The sequence below is a fragment of the Microcystis sp. LEGE 00066 genome (assembly GCF_015207925.1).
Lineage (GTDB): Bacteria > Cyanobacteriota > Cyanobacteriia > Cyanobacteriales > Microcystaceae > Microcystis > Microcystis ichthyoblabe_A.
This window is the reverse complement of record NZ_JADEVX010000016.1, coordinates 26,644-41,718: the sequence shown is the minus strand read 5'-3', so window position 1 is coordinate 41,718 and position 15,075 is coordinate 26,644. Positions and strand designations below refer to the sequence as shown.

Sequence of the window (15,075 nt, the reverse complement as noted above, 5' to 3'; positions counted from 1 at the left end):
ATTGGGGAAGTGGGGAGATGGGAGATGGGAGCAGGGAGAAAAAAGCTGATAACTGATCACTGAATACTAAACCTGTCGGAAAGGGGGACAAAAAATGCTAGGATTGCCACAGCACAGAGAAAAGTGAAAGAAAGGAATATAACTTTACATGGAAGAGTTTGACAAGTCAATATCCTTTGATGGCAGGGATATTCGACTAAAAATAGGGCTTTTAGCCCCCCAAGCTGGCGGTAGTGTTCTGATCCAATCGGGAGAAACGGCAGTTTTAGTGACAGCAACCACCGCCAAAGCCAGAGAAGGAGTAGATTTCCTGCCCTTAACCGTTGATTACGAAGAAAGATTATACGCCGCCGGGCGCATCCCGGGAGGATTTTTGCGTCGTGAAGGTCGTCCCCCGGAAAAAGCAATTCTGACCGGTCGTTTGATCGATCGCCCCCTGCGGCCCCTATTTCCCAGTTGGATGCGGGATGATATTCAGGTGGTCGCTACAACCCTCTCGATGGATGAGGAGGTCCCCCCGGATGTTTTGGCCGTTACCGGAGCCTCCGTGGCGGTTTTGTTGGCAGGAATTCCCTTCCAAGGACCGATGGCAGCGGTGCGCGTCGGATTACTGGGGGATGAATTTATCATCAATCCCACCTACAAGGAAATCCATAACGGAGAATTGGATCTAGTGGTGGCCGGTAGTCCTGAAGGGGTGGTGATGATCGAAGCGGGAGCCAATCAGTTACCGGAACGGGATATTATTGAGGCGATCGATTTTGGTTATGAAGCGGTCCGCGACCTGATCACCGCTCAACGGGAATTGATCGATCAGTTGGGTATTCCCCTCGTCACCCGAGAAGCGCCGGTAGTAAACGAAACCGTGCAGAATTTCCTGAAAGAACAAGCTAAAGAGGAAATTAAACAGATTCTCTGTCAGTTTACCCTCAGCAAAACCGAACGGGATGAGAAATTAGAGGCGATCGAAAATCGGATCAAGGAAACTATAACCGCTCTCCCCGATGAAGATCCCTTAAAAGCTCCAACCCTGGAAGAGCCGAAGTTAATCGGTAATCTCTTCAAGGATCTGACCAAAAAACTGATGCGTGCCCAAATTATCGAGGATGGGGTGCGGGTTGATGGTCGCAAACTGGACGAAGTACGGCCGATTTCTTGCCTGGTGGGAGTTTTACCCCGTCGGGTTCACGGCAGCGGTTTGTTTAATCGCGGTTTAACCCAGGTGCTTTCGATCGCCACCCTAGGTACCCCCGGGGATGCTCAGGATTTGGGGGACGATCTCCATCCCGAAGATGAAAAACGCTATCTTCATCACTATAATTTCCCACCCTTTTCCGTCGGTGAAACCCGTCCGATGCGTTCTCCCGGCCGTCGAGAAATCGGTCACGGTGCTTTAGCGGAAAGGGCGATCGTGCCTGTCCTTCCCCCCCAGGAGGAATTTCCCTATGTGCTGCGGGTGGTGTCGGAAGTCCTCTCTTCTAATGGTTCCACCTCCATGGGTTCCGTGTGCGGTTCTACCCTAGCGCTGATGGATGCCGGTGTTCCCCTGAAAAAACCCGTTAGCGGTGCGGCCATGGGTTTAATTAAAGAAGGGGAAGAAGTGCGGATTTTAACCGATATCCAGGGTATAGAGGATTTTCTGGGAGATATGGACTTTAAGGTGGCTGGTACTGATTCTGGCATCACCGCTCTCCAGATGGATATGAAAATCCCCGGTTTAACCATGGAAGTGGTGGCCAAGGCGATCGAACAAGCTTTACCGGCCCGCAAACATATCCTCGAGAAGATGTTAGCGACCCTAGAAAAACCGCGCACGGAATTATCTCCCCACGCACCCCGGTTATTGACGATCAAGATCGATCCGGATCTGATCGGGTTAGTCATTGGGCCAGGTGGTAAGACGGTTAAAGGGATTACTGAACAGACCGGCACAAAAATCGATATCGATGACGATGGGACTGTGACTATTTCCTCTACCGATGGGGAACAGGCCGAAAAAGCTAAACGACTGATCTACAATATGACCCGCAAACTCAATGAGGGTGAGGTCTATCTCGGTCGCGTGACTCGCATTATCCAAATCGGCGCTTTTGTGGAAGTTTTGCCGGGGAAAGAGGGAATGATCCATATTTCCCAATTGGCCGAGGGACGCGTCGGTAAGGTCGAAGATGAAGTGGCCGTGGGGGATGAGGTGTTAGTTAAGGTACGCGAGATCGATAGTAAAGGTCGTCTCAATCTCACCCGTCTCGGTATTCATCCCGACGAGGCCGCCGCTGCCCGTAAGGCTGCTACTGTAGTCTAGGTGAATTTTTTGTTCATGGTTAACTCTCGATCGCTCGATCGAGAGTTTTTTTATCGCTAAAATTGACTAAAAACAGCAATAGAGACGTAAAAAAAACGCCTCTATCCCGGTATTTTCCCTAGATATTGTTTCTGACTACCAGCTAGACTTGACCACACCGGGTAAAAGACCTTGGTGGGCCCATTCGCGTAAAACGTTGCGGGATAAACCAAAATCGCGATAGTATCCTCTCGGTCTGCCGGTCGTTAAACAACGGTTGCGGTGACGACTGGGGGCGCTATTGCGGGGTAATTCTTGTAATTTTTGGTGAATTGCCAGTTTTTCTTCAAAATCTTCGGCGGTGCGGAATTGTTCTTTTAGTTCCGCTCTTTTAGCTTCGTATTTTTGTCTGAGACGAGCGCGTTTTTTCTCGCGTTCTACCATCGATTTTTTTGCCATGGGGTTTCTCGAAAAAGATTTAACCTGTAAAGACAGCATTTCCCATTATAACCTGAAACACCGGTGACAAAGGTGACATTTGTTGATATTAATTCTGAAAGTCCTAGTTGAAAATTTTCTATGTCTGAATCGCCTCAATTGCTCCAACAACGTCTTTTTTATCAAGGTCGGGTCTTTCAATTTGAAGTCTCGAAACTGCGTTTACCTAACGGTGTCGAGGGAGAATGGGAATGTGTGCGTCATCCGGGGGGTGCTTTAGCAGTTCCAATCACCAAGGAAGGTCAATTGGTTTTAGTACGTCAGTATCGATTTAGTTTGCAAGCTCGAATTTTGGAATTTCCCGCTGGAACGATTGATGAAGGAGAAGACCCTGCTACGACGGTAAAACGAGAATTAGAAGAGGAAGCGGGCTATCGGGCGCATAATTGGCAATCTTTGGGTAAATTTGCCCTGGCACCGGGTTATTCCGATGAATATATCTATGCTTTTCTGGCGCAAGATCTGGAAAAATTAAGCTTGCCCCCCGCTCAAGATGCCGATGAAGATATAGAAGTGGTTTTTATGAGTTTTGAGGAAATGGAATCAGCGATCGCCAGAGGAGAATCGATCGATGCTAAAACTATTACTAGCTTCTATCTGGCCCGTTTAGCCCTTAATTAGGGTTTGCAGCAAAAAGTTTTTCGTGGGGGTAGGGTGTGGGGTGTAGGGTGTAGGGTGTAGGGTTTTACCGATTTTGAGGACGTTCGGCGATCTCAGTCGAGCCGGGGTCAATTACCTAATTTTCAGGGAAAAGTACCTGAATTCTACCCCCGATCACTCCAATGGTTGGCACTTTTTGAGGGAAAAAAAGTCTAAAAGTTTTGCCCAACAAGGTTTTTAGATTTATTCAACAAACCTTAATTAATCTTTTCAATCACCGCTTGTCCTAGTTGAATCAACTCAAAACCGATAAAAAGGCTTAAAATCACAGTGACAGCCTGATTAAGTAGGGGTATATTGCCTTTGCCTAGAACAGAAGCGACGAATTTGACCACAACTAAAACGAGAGCGCTAACAATGGCGATTTTGACGGCTATCATAGACTAATTTTTCCTCACGGTTAACCGAATTATACTATTTCCAGACTTTTTCTGGCTAGTTTCATCTTGGGTTTGATACAAAATTTAGCATTTTGGTGGAGAGCGCTCCTGTCATTGCCAAAAATGCACAGGTTTTTGTTAAGAATTGTAAAATGTAGTTAGATTTATTTACTCATAAGGGGATTCATGTCTAACCAAGAATCGATTTTTCCATTCCCTCAAAAACCAGTGTATTCCTCCCTATTCAAGTCGATTTTAGCGATAATATCAGTTATCTTAATTATGTTAGCAGTGATCGGCGGGTTAATGATGGTCAGTTTATCATTATGTTGGCCGGAAGACAATATTTATCGATTACTCCTTGGTTTAGTAGAAGATTTTTTTAACCCCCTTGCTTGGATTAAAGTTCCCACGGTTGCTCATAGCTATCAATTATTATTACCCACGGTTATTCTGCTAATTTTTACGCAGTTAATCATGTTCTTGTCTCCGCATCCGCAAGTTTGGTCAAGATTAGTCATTATTTCTATCACTCTCGCTATCACCCTGCGCTATCTAATCTGGAGGATTCTGGAAACCTTAAATCTTTCTACTCCTCTCAATGGCTTTTTTAGTTTACTGCTTTTAGGCATTGAGATGATAGTTTTAAGTAGTAGCATAATTCAGTTAGTTTTAGTCTTAACCACGAAAGATAGACGCAAAGAAGCTGATTTTTATAGCCAAGCAGTGATCAATAAACAGTATTTGCCCACGGTAGATATTCTGATTCCCACCTATAATGAGCCAGCCTTTATCTTAAAAAGAACTATTATCGGTTGTCAAGCCCTTAATTATCCTCATAAAAATATTTATATTCTCGATGATACCCAGAGATCAGAAATTTATGAATTAGCAGAAAAATTAAATTGTCATTATCTGACTCGTGAGGATATAAAAAATGCTAAAGCAGGTAATTTAAACCATGCTCTCAGACAAACCCAAGGGGAATTAGTGGTGGTTTTTGATGCAGATTTTATTCCTTGTCAGAACTTTCTAGAAAGAACTGTTGGCTGGTTTCAAAACCCCAAAATTGCCCTAGTGCAAACACCGCAAAGCTTTTATAATGCCGATCCTATTGCCCATAACTTAGGTTTAGAAAATATCGTTACTCCCGACGAAGAATTATTTTATCGTCATATCCAACCAGCTAAAGATGGTGTGGGTAGTCCTGTTTGTGCTGGCACTTCTTTTATTGTCAGAAGAAAAGCCTTAGAGGAAGTGGGATATTTTAATATAGAATCTATTAGTGAAGACTATTTTACTGGGATTGCTATCTCTGCCAAAGGTTATGAAGTTATTTACTTAAATGAAAAACTCAGTGCTGGTTTATCTGCTGAAAGTTTATCAGCTTATTTACGGCAAAGATTGCGCTGGGCAAGGGGAACGTTACAGGCCTTTTTTATCAAAGCTAATCCCCTAAAAATTGCGGGACTAACCCTACCCCAAAGATTGGCACACTTAGAAGGAATATTATTTTGGTTTTCTCCCTTAGCTCGTTTATTTTCTCTGCTGATTCCTCTCCTTTATACCTTTGGTTATATAGTACCTTTGAACATTACCATTGATGAGACAATATATATCTTTTTACCCTACATGATGCTGCAGTTAGCCACTTATCACTGGTTAAATTGTCGCTCGCGCTCGATTATTTTTTCTGAGGTACTATCGATGATTATTTGTGTACCTACAGCCCTAACAGTTCTCCATATTCTTTGGAAACCCTTTGACAAAGGATTTCAGGTGACACCGAAGGGAATTGCTCGCCAAAATTATCAATATAATTGGCACTTATCCTACCCATTGCTGTTTTTTCTCACCATTACCTTAATTAGTATTTTCTTTAATTTACACCATCATAATCATCAAGAAAGTCCCCTAAATTTTGGTTTAATTTTGGCTGTATATAACGTGGTTATTATCATGACTGCTCTGGTGGCTTTATTGGAAGCTCCCCTCACCCTAGAAACTCAATATCAAGTGCTGGAATCTCCTGTTAACTTGATCACAGAATCGGATATAATTATACAGGGCAATCTAAAAAAACTTTCGGAAATAGGAGCAGAAATTAACCTAGGGGAACCCATCTACTCAGAAAAGTTACTCCTAGATATTTTAGGCGAAGATTTGCGCCTATCTGCTCATCTAGTCAATCTAGAAAAACGAGGCAAAATCTGGCAAGCAACCCTTAAATTCCAGCCACTTACCCTATCAGAGCAGAGAAAACTAATTACTTTTTTATTCTGTCGTCCCCAGCGCTGGCAACCGAAAAATACGGCGGGAGAATTACAATCTTTTGGGTTGTTAATTATCAGCTTTTTTCGGGGGATAGGCTTGATTTGGCGAGCATTTTTGAATCGAAAAACAGCCGTTTAGTTAAGTCAAAAGTCGAAAATAATTAAGTAGCTGGTTATAATTAAATTAAAAATAGATTTTAGGTTCGATCCCCCCTGCCCCCCTTGATAAGGGGGGTGCCGATCCCCCTTGATAAGGGGAGTGTCTGATAATTTTTAACGCCTACCTACTTATCGAAAAATTACTGGCTGACTATTCTATTAACTGGCTTTTGTCTGTGATTGTACTCACAGTGCTATCCCTGTATTCTCACAGTTGTCACTTGACCAAAACTTGACAGTATTATAATAGAAGTAACCATTCTTAGATGGACTGGCTTATGAACAATCGTTTATACCTTCACCTGATGGCTAATAAGGTAAAAGGGTTTGCCTTGCCTCTTGTCCTGTTAATTGGACTTATCCTGATGGTGACAGGAATGACTATGATGATGCGCGTCCAAGGGGACCAATCGAAAGTAATTGCCCAAAAAGCCCGGGCTGATGCTTTAAGAAGTTCCGAAGCTGGGGTAACGCGGGTGCAGGATTTACTTAATAGCGTTCGAGTTATGGCAACGGTTGATAGTAATTGTGATTCTGGCGATTGTTGGCAGAACGCCAGATATGATGTGGTTACTGATCCCACCTATTTACAAAAACATTTAAAAAAATTATACACTGCTGCCTACTGTAGCAATCCTGACGATGCTGCTACCCTGAGCGCAAAAATCGATCAATTAAGAGGTTTGAGCGGGGGTCAATGGTTTGATCTCGGTAATAATCGTTATTATCGCGTGGATCGCGTGGTTGGATACAATTTCGATGATACCAATCCCCCCCCTGACGGTTTGGGTTGGGGAGTTCTCACCCTCGAAGGACTTTCCCTCAGTCCAACAGGAGACCTAAATAACATCGATGGCGACAATGCCGCCTCGCGTAACCGTGTGGTGGTAACTATCCCTATTTTTCCCTCCCGTCCCCTCGCATTCACTCGTACCACGGTTCCCGCTTTGTGGGTGAGCGAGGGAGCCATGGTAAGTGGCGAAGATAGTGCTGACTTTCAAGGGGATGTGGTGAACCTAGAATGTGATATTAACAGGAATGATATTAAACAGCCCACCCCTGCACTCAATCCCCCCTACAAAGCACAATTTATCGATAACACTATTGTGCCTTTCCCCAATTTACCAGAGCCTCCCAACGACCTTCGCGATGAGCAGCAAGACGTGATACTTGACAGTTCTGAAACTTTTCCCAGAACAGATGAGGGTGGCGCGATTACTGATACCTATTCTACCCGCACGATTAACGGTGAAAGCGTACAGGTGTACGAGTATATCGTTGATAAGATCGAATTGGGTAGTAGCCAGAGGATTACCATTACTCCAGGGCAACGGGTAGTTTTCTATGTTAAAGGTAATATTGATGGTGCGATCGAACACGACTGCAGCGGCGTTATCCCACCTACGGTTTGTAAACCGGGCAATCTACAAATTTATGCCAATAATGAATTAGCTTCCACCGCGCCGCAAATTTGTCTAAGAGTCGGTCAAAACCAAAGACTAGAAGCGTTTATCTTTGCTCCTGACTATTCCCTCGGTAAAAGCGGTAACGGTGCTTTCGTCGGTGCTGCCTGGGGTAAAAATTGGGGCAAAAATTCAGGCTGTGTCTCAGGTAACAATGCTGTTGCTGTAACCCAAGGGGTAGAATGGACTGAATTAATCACAAACCTGAAACCCGATGACAGTGACTTAGATGAAGCGGCGAGGTATTTGCCCCAACTTGGTAAGATTGCCAATTGGTGTGAGGAACCCATACCGGACGATGGTGATACCCCCACGGAGCCATCTAAGTGTGTACCCACTTTCCCAACTCCTTCACCCTCTCCCTCTCCCAGTCCCTAAAAAAGTTTAACTTATCGGGTTGATGAGGGGGGTTGAGGATTTCGGTTCAGGACAGGTTTTATTGGTGAAATCACAGCGATAAATTGCCGGTTTTTGCCAACTGAGGGGAATTTCCAGCAAATCCCTCGAACCGGTCATGGCTTGTCCCAGAAAGAGAGCCAGAGCGATACAATTGAGAATTGTATGGGCGATGCGCCAACGATGGGAACGGTCTTTATAGATATCTTCAACAATGGCCAGAGAGAAAATCATCAGTAATGATGCGGCCATGCCGATATAGTAGTGGGACCAGTACCATTGGGCCGAGAGTCGCCAGACCCCATCCTGAGAACCGATAATAATTAAACCGATGCCAGTCAAGGTGGCAAAAATTCCGCGCCAGAGAGCTTGTCTAGCGCGGTAGAGACAGACCAAAGAGGCAATGGTGACAAAAAACATCAAAATCACAAAAATGACCTGAAAGGGGTCTAATTTTCCGTCTTTTTGTTTATCGACAAAACCATTAAAACCGTAAACGACCGAGTAAGCTAGTGCTAACAGGTTCACCCCTACCACTGTACCCGTTAACCAGCGGCCTAAGCGTAGATGTTCTGGCCCGACCACTGGCGGAATTTTACTTTTATTTCCTGCAGCGGTTTCTAGACGACGTTGACGGGTTTGCCAAGCAAAGTTAACTACGAGGCCGATAATAGGGAAAACAAGCACTATCGCTAGGACAGGATGAATGAGAGTCAGAAAATCGACGAATTGCATATAAATATCCCGAAAATAGTCAGCAGAAAATCTTCAATAGTTGACAAGTTATAGCCTTGTTTTTTTAGCTTATCGCAGATATCAGGAGGCAAAAGGCAATAGGCAAAAGGTAGGAGATAGGGTTTTGGGGTGATAGGGTTTTGGGGTGATAGGGTGATAGGGTGATGAGACAGCTTCTCCACTCCCCAATTCATAATTCATAATTCATAATTTATAATTTCCATCTCCCCACACCCCCACTTCGGCCTAGGAACCTCTTTGATTATCGGCTAATCTAAAAGCAGCAATCCCTAGATTCAATCCTGACTATGAAACTACAAGAACTTTTAGCCAATATTACCCCGGTTTCCCCGATTTCTTCTCCTATCGCTTCTATTACCGAGATTACAGGAATTTCCACCAACTCCCATGCTTGTCAACCGGGAGATTTATTTATCGGTTTACCCGGTACTCGCGTCGATGGGGGGGAATTTTGGCGTTCCGCTCTGGAAACCGGGGCCCTAGCGGCGCTTATCTCCCCAGCAGCCGCAGCTAAATTTCCCCCCCCGGAGGATGCTTGCGTAATCGTTGTGGCAGATTTAGTTACTGCCACTGCCGCGATCGCTGCTAAATTCTATCATTATCCGGCCCTTACCCTAAAATTAATCGGTGTGACGGGAACCAACGGCAAAACCACCACCACCCATTTAATTGAATATTTTCTCAGCCAAGCAGGGATTCCCACCGCGTTATTCGGGACTCTTTACACCCGTTGGCAAGGATTCCAAGAAACCGCTAATCATACCACCCCTTTCGCTAACGAGTTACAAGCCAGTTTAGCTAAAGCGGTGAGCGCCGGCAATGAAATCGCCGTCATGGAAGTTAGTTCCCATGCACTGGCCCAGGGACGGGTACAGGGTTGTACTTTTCCTGTGACGGTGTTTACCAATCTCACCCGGGACCATCTCGATTATCACCTCGATATGGAGGATTATTTTGCCGCTAAAGCTAAATTATTTAGTCCCGATTATCTGCAAGGTAAGGCGATTATTAACCTTGATGATGCCTATGGTCAACGTTTAGCGGCCTCCCTCTCTCCTCAACAGGTTTTAACCTATAGTGTGTGCGATGCTCGTGCCGATTTTTATACTAAAGATTTACACTATCAATCCACGGGAGTGGAAGGGGTGATGGTGACTCCCCAAGGGGAAATAGCCTTTGCTTCTCCTCTGGTGGGTCAATATAATCTAGCTAACCTCTTAGCGGCGGTGGCGGCAGTGTTAGAATGTGGTGTAGATTTAGAGACAGTAATCGGTCAAATTCCCCAGTTTTCAGGAGTACCGGGGCGGATGGAACGGGTTAGCATCGCTCCCGACCAAGATATCAGCGTCATTGTCGATTATGCCCATACTCCCGACAGTTTAGAGAATGTTTTAAAAGCAACACGTCCCTTTATTTCTGGTCGGATGATTTGTGTTTTTGGTTGCGGCGGCGATCGAGATCGGACAAAACGGCCGTTAATGGGGAAAATAGCGGCAGAATTAGCAGATTTAGCCATAGTTACCTCCGATAATCCCCGCACAGAAGCTCCCGAACGAATCCTTGAGGATATTATCGCTGGCATTCCCCCAGAAATTACCGTACAGGTAATTAGCGATCGCGCTTTGGCCATTGACACCGCTATTCAAACAGCACAACCGGGAGACGGAGTAATTATTGCGGGTAAAGGTCACGAAGATTATCAAATTTTGGGGACGGAAAAAATCCATTTCGATGACCGCGAACAGGCCCGGGCTGCTTTGATGAAAGGGAAAAAGTGATTAGGGGTGTTGAATTATCAAGAAAAGCTAACATTAGTTGACAATTGGCACAAGTAGCCAATTTTAAAATCTGTGGTAAGCTAAAAGAGTTAAGGAAAAAATCCCAGTTAACAAGCAAACGCCATCTTGATAAGTTGCCCCTGCGTTAACTAAGCAATGACACAAAAAAGCGTTACAGGCGCTTTGAATGTCTCAGATCTCTGGTTTTGGACTTTCGGAGATACCTCCTCTTGAGGAGAATCTCTGAGGGTGCATTGTTGAACTGTCTTAGCAAAAAAGTATCGGTCAACTGGTGACTCTATATGACCTACTGCCTTAATCCCGACTGTCCTCAACCGAAAAACGCCGCAACAGCGTTAATCTGCGAGAGTTGCGGTTCAAAACTTCTTCTGCACAACCGCTATCGAATTCTAGGAATTTTAGGGAAAGGAGGGTTTGGGGCGACCTTTGTTTCATCGGATTTGTCCCTACCAGGTACCCCCATCTGTGTGATCAAACAACTGCGACCTTGCTCTGATGATGCTAATGTTTTTAAGATGTCCAAGAAACTTTTTGAGCGAGAAGCGGAAACGCTAGGAAAACTGGGGGTTCATCCGCAGGTTCCCCGATTATTGGACTATTTTGAAGATAATCAACAGTTTTATCTAGTTCAGGAATACGTTAAAGGTCATAACCTCTACCAAGAGGTAAAAAAACGTGGCCCGTTTAGCGAAGCGGGAGTCAAACAGTTTTTAAGTGAACTTTTGCCGATTTTGAAATATATCCACAAACAAAGGGTAATTCATCGGGATATCAAACCCGCTAACCTAATTCTTCGGCACACGGATCGAAAATTGGTTCTGATTGACTTTGGGGCTGTCAAAAATCAAGTTAACACTGTTATTGCCAATGTCAATTCTCAAAACGCTTTGACTAATTTTGCCGTGGGTACCCAAGGTTATGCCCCTCCCGAACAGATGGCCATGCGTCCGGTCTATGCCAGTGATATCTATGCCGTGGGAGTTACCTGTATCTATCTACTCACGGGCATATCTCCTAAGACTATCGAAGTTGATGTCAATACAGGTGAATTACTCTGGGAAAAATTAGTCAAGGTGAGTCCTCAGTTTGCTAAAGTCCTGAAAACAATGCTGCAAGTCTCCATCCGTCATCGCTACAAATCCGCCCAAGAGGTAATGGATGCTTTAGACATGACCGCTTATGCCGATAGTCTAGCCCAAAGTCTAATCGCGGCCCCAATGGTTACTTCCCCGAAACCACCACAAGATTCAGGTCAAATAGCCACTTCTTCCGTTTCTAGCCCTCTCAACTCTAAATTTCGCTCCAAAAATAAAAATCCAGAGACCTCTCCAGATAATCTGCCGGGGGCGCAGATGGCCTTTTCAACAACCAGTACAAACGTACTGTCTAGAAACAAAGACCACAGCAGCCCAGATATAACCTTACCGAAGAGAAAACGCCGCTTAGATGAAAAAGCGATTCTCGATGCTTACAATAACGGCCGGCGCAATTTTGCCCAAGAGGAATTATCGAATCTCAATCTGTCTAAAGTACAACTTTTGCGAGTAAATTTCTTTCAATGCAAATTAACAGGAACTAATTTACAAGGGGCGGATCTGTCCCATGCGGATCTGGGCCGGGCCAATCTCAGTCAAGCGATTCTCAAAAATACCAATTTAGATAATGCCTATCTCGGTTATGCAGACCTGGAAGAGTCCGATTTACGCGGGGCTAATCTCACCTGCGCCCGTCTTCGCCACGCTAATCTCAAAGATGCTAATCTTTGCGGGGCTAATCTCTCTGATGCCCAAGTAACTCGAGAACAAATCGCTATGGCAAAAACCAATTGGTTAACAGTTATGCCCAATGGTAAACGCGGTTGCTGGTAATCTTTTTTCAGTGATCAATAATCAGCAATCAGTAAAAAGACAGTAGGAAACTTCAATTTAATACTGTCACTTAAAACTCAAATCTGATAGCTGATAACTTACCCACTGATAACTGATCACTGATCACTGATCACTGATTTAACCGCGGCTTTCCTTAAAGGTTTTGTAGGCGGTTTCGGAGTCGAAAATATGGCAATAATCAACGATTCGCTTCATTAATGCCCAAGAAAACTGGGTTTCTTTCAGGTGACTACCCCAATTTTCTTGGAGACTAGCGTGAACTTTGCGGAGGTTATAGGAAGGAATCGCCGTCGAGATATGATGGGGGATATGGACATTAATATCGTGACAGAGAATTTCTACCCAACGGGGATAGCTACAGTGAACCGTTCCTTCTAGTTGCGCTAAAGCTTGATTCCATTCTTCGGGATAGGAAAATTGAATATCGGGGTCTGTGTGATGGACAAGGGTAAAGGTACTCATCCAAAAATGATAGACAAACCAAGGCACCACCCAAAATTTAACCAATCCCCAAACACCAGTGTAGAAAATTAGGGTTGGGAAAAAAATAGTGGCAAAAACTAGGACGACAATCATCGAAAAGCGCGCTTTTTCCCGTTCGTTCTCTTTGAATTGTTCGATGTTGAAGTGTAGAATAGCCCAGTGGGCGATCGAACCGAGCCACCAGAAACGTCCGCGAATGCCGCGATAAAAGAGACGCACTAGGGGATTGGCCGAGTTAAAAGCTTCTAATTCCCACGGATCCCAAGCATTATCTATCGTTACCATGTTAGTTTTAGCATGATGGCGATCATGGAGGAAACGCCAGCAGTGGAAGGGATAGATAAGGGGTAAGAGGAAAATATGACCGACAAGATCATTAACCCAGGGTCGATTAGAAAAAGACCGATGACCGCAATCATGGGCGATCACAAAGAATCCCGTTAAAGCTGTACCAGTGAAAATCCAAGCTAAAGGCAGTAAATACCAGGGAGAATAAACTAGCATTGCATAACCGGCAATGACCGCCAAAATATTCGTAATTACACCAAACCAAGCTTTAACTGGGTCTTTCTGGAAATATTCTTTGGGAATGCTTTGAATAATATCTTTCAGTTTAAAGTCTGGCTCGATCGAGGTGATCAACTCCCCATGCAATTTATCCGTCGTTGCCGTCATGAAATCTCCAATTACACTTAGGTGAACCCTTGACAATAAATCAGCTAGGAGGTTTAGCCAAATTCTGCTCTATACCACAAGCCAATTTTTTTGTCAATATATTTTTAACTTTAATTAATAAACTTCCGCGAAGCTTAATAATCCTTTACTTTATATAACATAAGAGGGGATTTTCTGTTTTGGCAAAATTTGCGGCTCTATTGGATTTGGTGGGTAAAATGTATTCTAAGATACATTCCTCCTAGAGAGGGGGTGGAACGAACCACAAAGACACAAAGGACACAAAGATCGATCAATCCTATGTAAGTTAAACTTATCACACACAACCTAGAAGAGCCAATTTGCCTATTGCCTATTGCCTATTGTCTATTGCCTTTTGCCTTCAGAAGCTGATAACTGATAAAAAAAAGAAATATTGACTATTTTTAGGCGTTTTTTAACGATTAGCGGTGCTTTCTAGGGATTTAATCTCCTCCTGTACCTTACGGTGTTCGCGATTTAACTGTTTTTTGACCGATTCGGGGAGTTGTTCCTGTTTTTTCAGGGCATTATTAAAGTAATCTAATGCCAGTTTCAAAGAGCCAGTATTTTTATCCGTATTGCCTTGAATTCTCAGGATTTGACCCTTCAGATACATTAATTCTGGATTATCGGGGGTCGCTTTCAGCGCGTTATCTATAAATTGCAAAGCCTGATCATACTGCTTTAAATCCCGGTAAGCTAGAGCTATACCTCGATCGACCAAGTAATCAGGACTTCCATAGGTTTCTAGCCGTTGAATTGCCTCTTGAGGACTAGAAAAGGGCAAATTAACCGCTAAAATCAAATCCATATAACCCTTTAATAGGTTCAATTCCGGATCCGTAGGACTAACCTTTTCTGCGGTTTCCAAATACTGAAACACCTGTTGTAATCTGGGGATGGCCGATACTGCTCCTTCGGTTTGAAAAACGTAGGTTCCCTCCAAAAAACTCCCCACCGCGAGATACAAATTTCCCCTTAAAGGGTCGCTGTCCTGCATTTGTTTGGCCGCTTCCTTAGTTTTCTCGGAGTAGGTTTTGAGGGTGTTCCAATCCTGGTCGGTAAAAGCAAGAGAGGCACGCATAGCATGGGACAAAGGTTCTTGGGGTTCCTTTTCTGTGGCCTCAACAATTAATTTTTTTGCCTCTAGATAATTACCTTGTTTAAAAATAGCGTTAAAAGCGGCCTCGGTCTTATCACCAATCGCTCGGGGATTGGTTTTGCGGAAAGGATCTCCGGCCAACCCGGGACCAATCCAGTTAACCACTACCATAACAGCCAGCGAAGCACCGATCGCCATTTTTTTCGTTAAACCTAACCTCAGCACCATGGTCAAAAGTCT

At 44.2% G+C, this 15,075-nt stretch carries 11 protein-coding genes; 6 read left to right on the top strand and 5 right to left on the bottom strand.

Annotated elements, in window-relative coordinates:
- The first annotated feature begins 148 nt into the window (after positions 1–148).
- Positions 149–2,302 (top strand): polyribonucleotide nucleotidyltransferase, encoded by a 2,154-nt coding sequence (locus IQ224_RS04235; protein ID WP_194032596.1) that lies wholly within the window; start codon positions 149–151, stop codon positions 2,300–2,302.
- Between the two features lie 135 nt (positions 2,303–2,437).
- On the opposite strand, the gene rpsN is transcribed toward IQ224_RS04235, so the two are convergent.
- Positions 2,438–2,740 (bottom strand): 30S ribosomal protein S14, encoded by a 303-nt coding sequence (gene rpsN / locus IQ224_RS04230; RefSeq protein WP_002740009.1) that lies wholly within the window; start codon positions 2,738–2,740, stop codon positions 2,438–2,440.
- 120 nt (positions 2,741–2,860) lie between these two features.
- Between rpsN and IQ224_RS04225 the strand changes: the two genes are divergently transcribed.
- A complete protein-coding gene (locus IQ224_RS04225; RefSeq protein ID WP_002743961.1) occupies positions 2,861–3,400 on the top strand; it encodes an NUDIX hydrolase in 540 nt (179 codons plus the stop codon).
- Positions 3,401–3,636: 236 nt separating this feature from the next.
- Here IQ224_RS04225 and IQ224_RS04220 read toward each other — a convergent pair whose 3' ends face one another.
- Complete coding sequence (locus tag IQ224_RS04220; RefSeq protein ID WP_002743955.1) at positions 3,637–3,819, bottom strand: hypothetical protein; 183 nt, start codon at positions 3,817–3,819, stop codon at positions 3,637–3,639.
- 186 nt (positions 3,820–4,005) lie between these two features.
- Here IQ224_RS04220 and IQ224_RS04215 point away from each other — a divergent pair, with 186 nt between their 5' ends.
- Positions 4,006–6,231 (top strand): glycosyltransferase, encoded by a 2,226-nt coding sequence (locus IQ224_RS04215; protein WP_084989905.1) that lies wholly within the window; start codon positions 4,006–4,008, stop codon positions 6,229–6,231.
- A gap of 298 nt (positions 6,232–6,529) precedes the next feature.
- Positions 6,530–8,092: a hypothetical protein gene (locus IQ224_RS04210; protein ID WP_036400904.1), complete on the top strand. Its 1,563-nt coding sequence runs from the start codon at positions 6,530–6,532 to the stop codon at positions 8,090–8,092.
- A gap of 6 nt (positions 8,093–8,098) precedes the next feature.
- Here IQ224_RS04210 and IQ224_RS04205 read toward each other — a convergent pair whose 3' ends face one another.
- Complete coding sequence (locus IQ224_RS04205) at positions 8,099–8,845, bottom strand: DUF4079 domain-containing protein (protein WP_002743948.1); 747 nt, start codon at positions 8,843–8,845, stop codon at positions 8,099–8,101.
- A 308-nt stretch (positions 8,846–9,153) separates the two neighbouring features.
- Between IQ224_RS04205 and IQ224_RS04200 the strand changes: the two genes are divergently transcribed.
- A complete protein-coding gene (locus IQ224_RS04200) occupies positions 9,154–10,644 on the top strand; it encodes a UDP-N-acetylmuramoyl-L-alanyl-D-glutamate--2,6-diaminopimelate ligase (protein ID WP_002743946.1) in 1,491 nt (496 codons plus the stop codon).
- A gap of 302 nt (positions 10,645–10,946) precedes the next feature.
- A complete protein-coding gene (locus IQ224_RS04195; protein ID WP_002743945.1) occupies positions 10,947–12,533 on the top strand; it encodes a serine/threonine-protein kinase in 1,587 nt (528 codons plus the stop codon).
- 138 nt (positions 12,534–12,671) lie between these two features.
- On the opposite strand, the gene IQ224_RS04190 is transcribed toward IQ224_RS04195, so the two are convergent.
- A complete protein-coding gene (locus IQ224_RS04190) occupies positions 12,672–13,712 on the bottom strand; it encodes a fatty acid desaturase (protein ID WP_002743944.1) in 1,041 nt (346 codons plus the stop codon).
- A gap of 436 nt (positions 13,713–14,148) precedes the next feature.
- Positions 14,149–15,063: a Sll0314/Alr1548 family TPR repeat-containing protein gene (locus tag IQ224_RS04185; RefSeq protein ID WP_002743940.1), complete on the bottom strand. Its 915-nt coding sequence runs from the start codon at positions 15,061–15,063 to the stop codon at positions 14,149–14,151.
- Positions 15,064–15,075 lie beyond the last annotated feature (12 nt).

Excerpts from the sequence above, each read along its gene's own strand:
- IQ224_RS04235 (WP_194032596.1), top strand. The coding sequence starts at position 149 with ATGGAAGAGTTTGACAAGTCAATATCCTTTGATGGCAGGGATATTCGA.
- rpsN (WP_002740009.1), bottom strand. The coding sequence starts at position 2,740 with ATGGCAAAAAAATCGATGGTAGAACGCGAGAAAAAACGCGCTCGTCTC.
- IQ224_RS04225 (WP_002743961.1), top strand. The coding sequence starts at position 2,861 with ATGTCTGAATCGCCTCAATTGCTCCAACAACGTCTTTTTTATCAAGGT.
- IQ224_RS04220 (WP_002743955.1), bottom strand. The coding sequence starts at position 3,819 with ATGATAGCCGTCAAAATCGCCATTGTTAGCGCTCTCGTTTTAGTTGTG.
- IQ224_RS04215 (WP_084989905.1), top strand. The coding sequence starts at position 4,006 with ATGTCTAACCAAGAATCGATTTTTCCATTCCCTCAAAAACCAGTGTAT.
- IQ224_RS04210 (WP_036400904.1), top strand. The coding sequence starts at position 6,530 with ATGAACAATCGTTTATACCTTCACCTGATGGCTAATAAGGTAAAAGGG.
- IQ224_RS04205 (WP_002743948.1), bottom strand. The coding sequence starts at position 8,845 with ATGCAATTCGTCGATTTTCTGACTCTCATTCATCCTGTCCTAGCGATA.
- IQ224_RS04200 (WP_002743946.1), top strand. The coding sequence starts at position 9,154 with ATGAAACTACAAGAACTTTTAGCCAATATTACCCCGGTTTCCCCGATT.
- IQ224_RS04195 (WP_002743945.1), top strand. The coding sequence starts at position 10,947 with ATGACCTACTGCCTTAATCCCGACTGTCCTCAACCGAAAAACGCCGCA.
- IQ224_RS04190 (WP_002743944.1), bottom strand. The coding sequence starts at position 13,712 with ATGACGGCAACGACGGATAAATTGCATGGGGAGTTGATCACCTCGATC.
- IQ224_RS04185 (WP_002743940.1), bottom strand. The coding sequence starts at position 15,063 with ATGGTGCTGAGGTTAGGTTTAACGAAAAAAATGGCGATCGGTGCTTCG.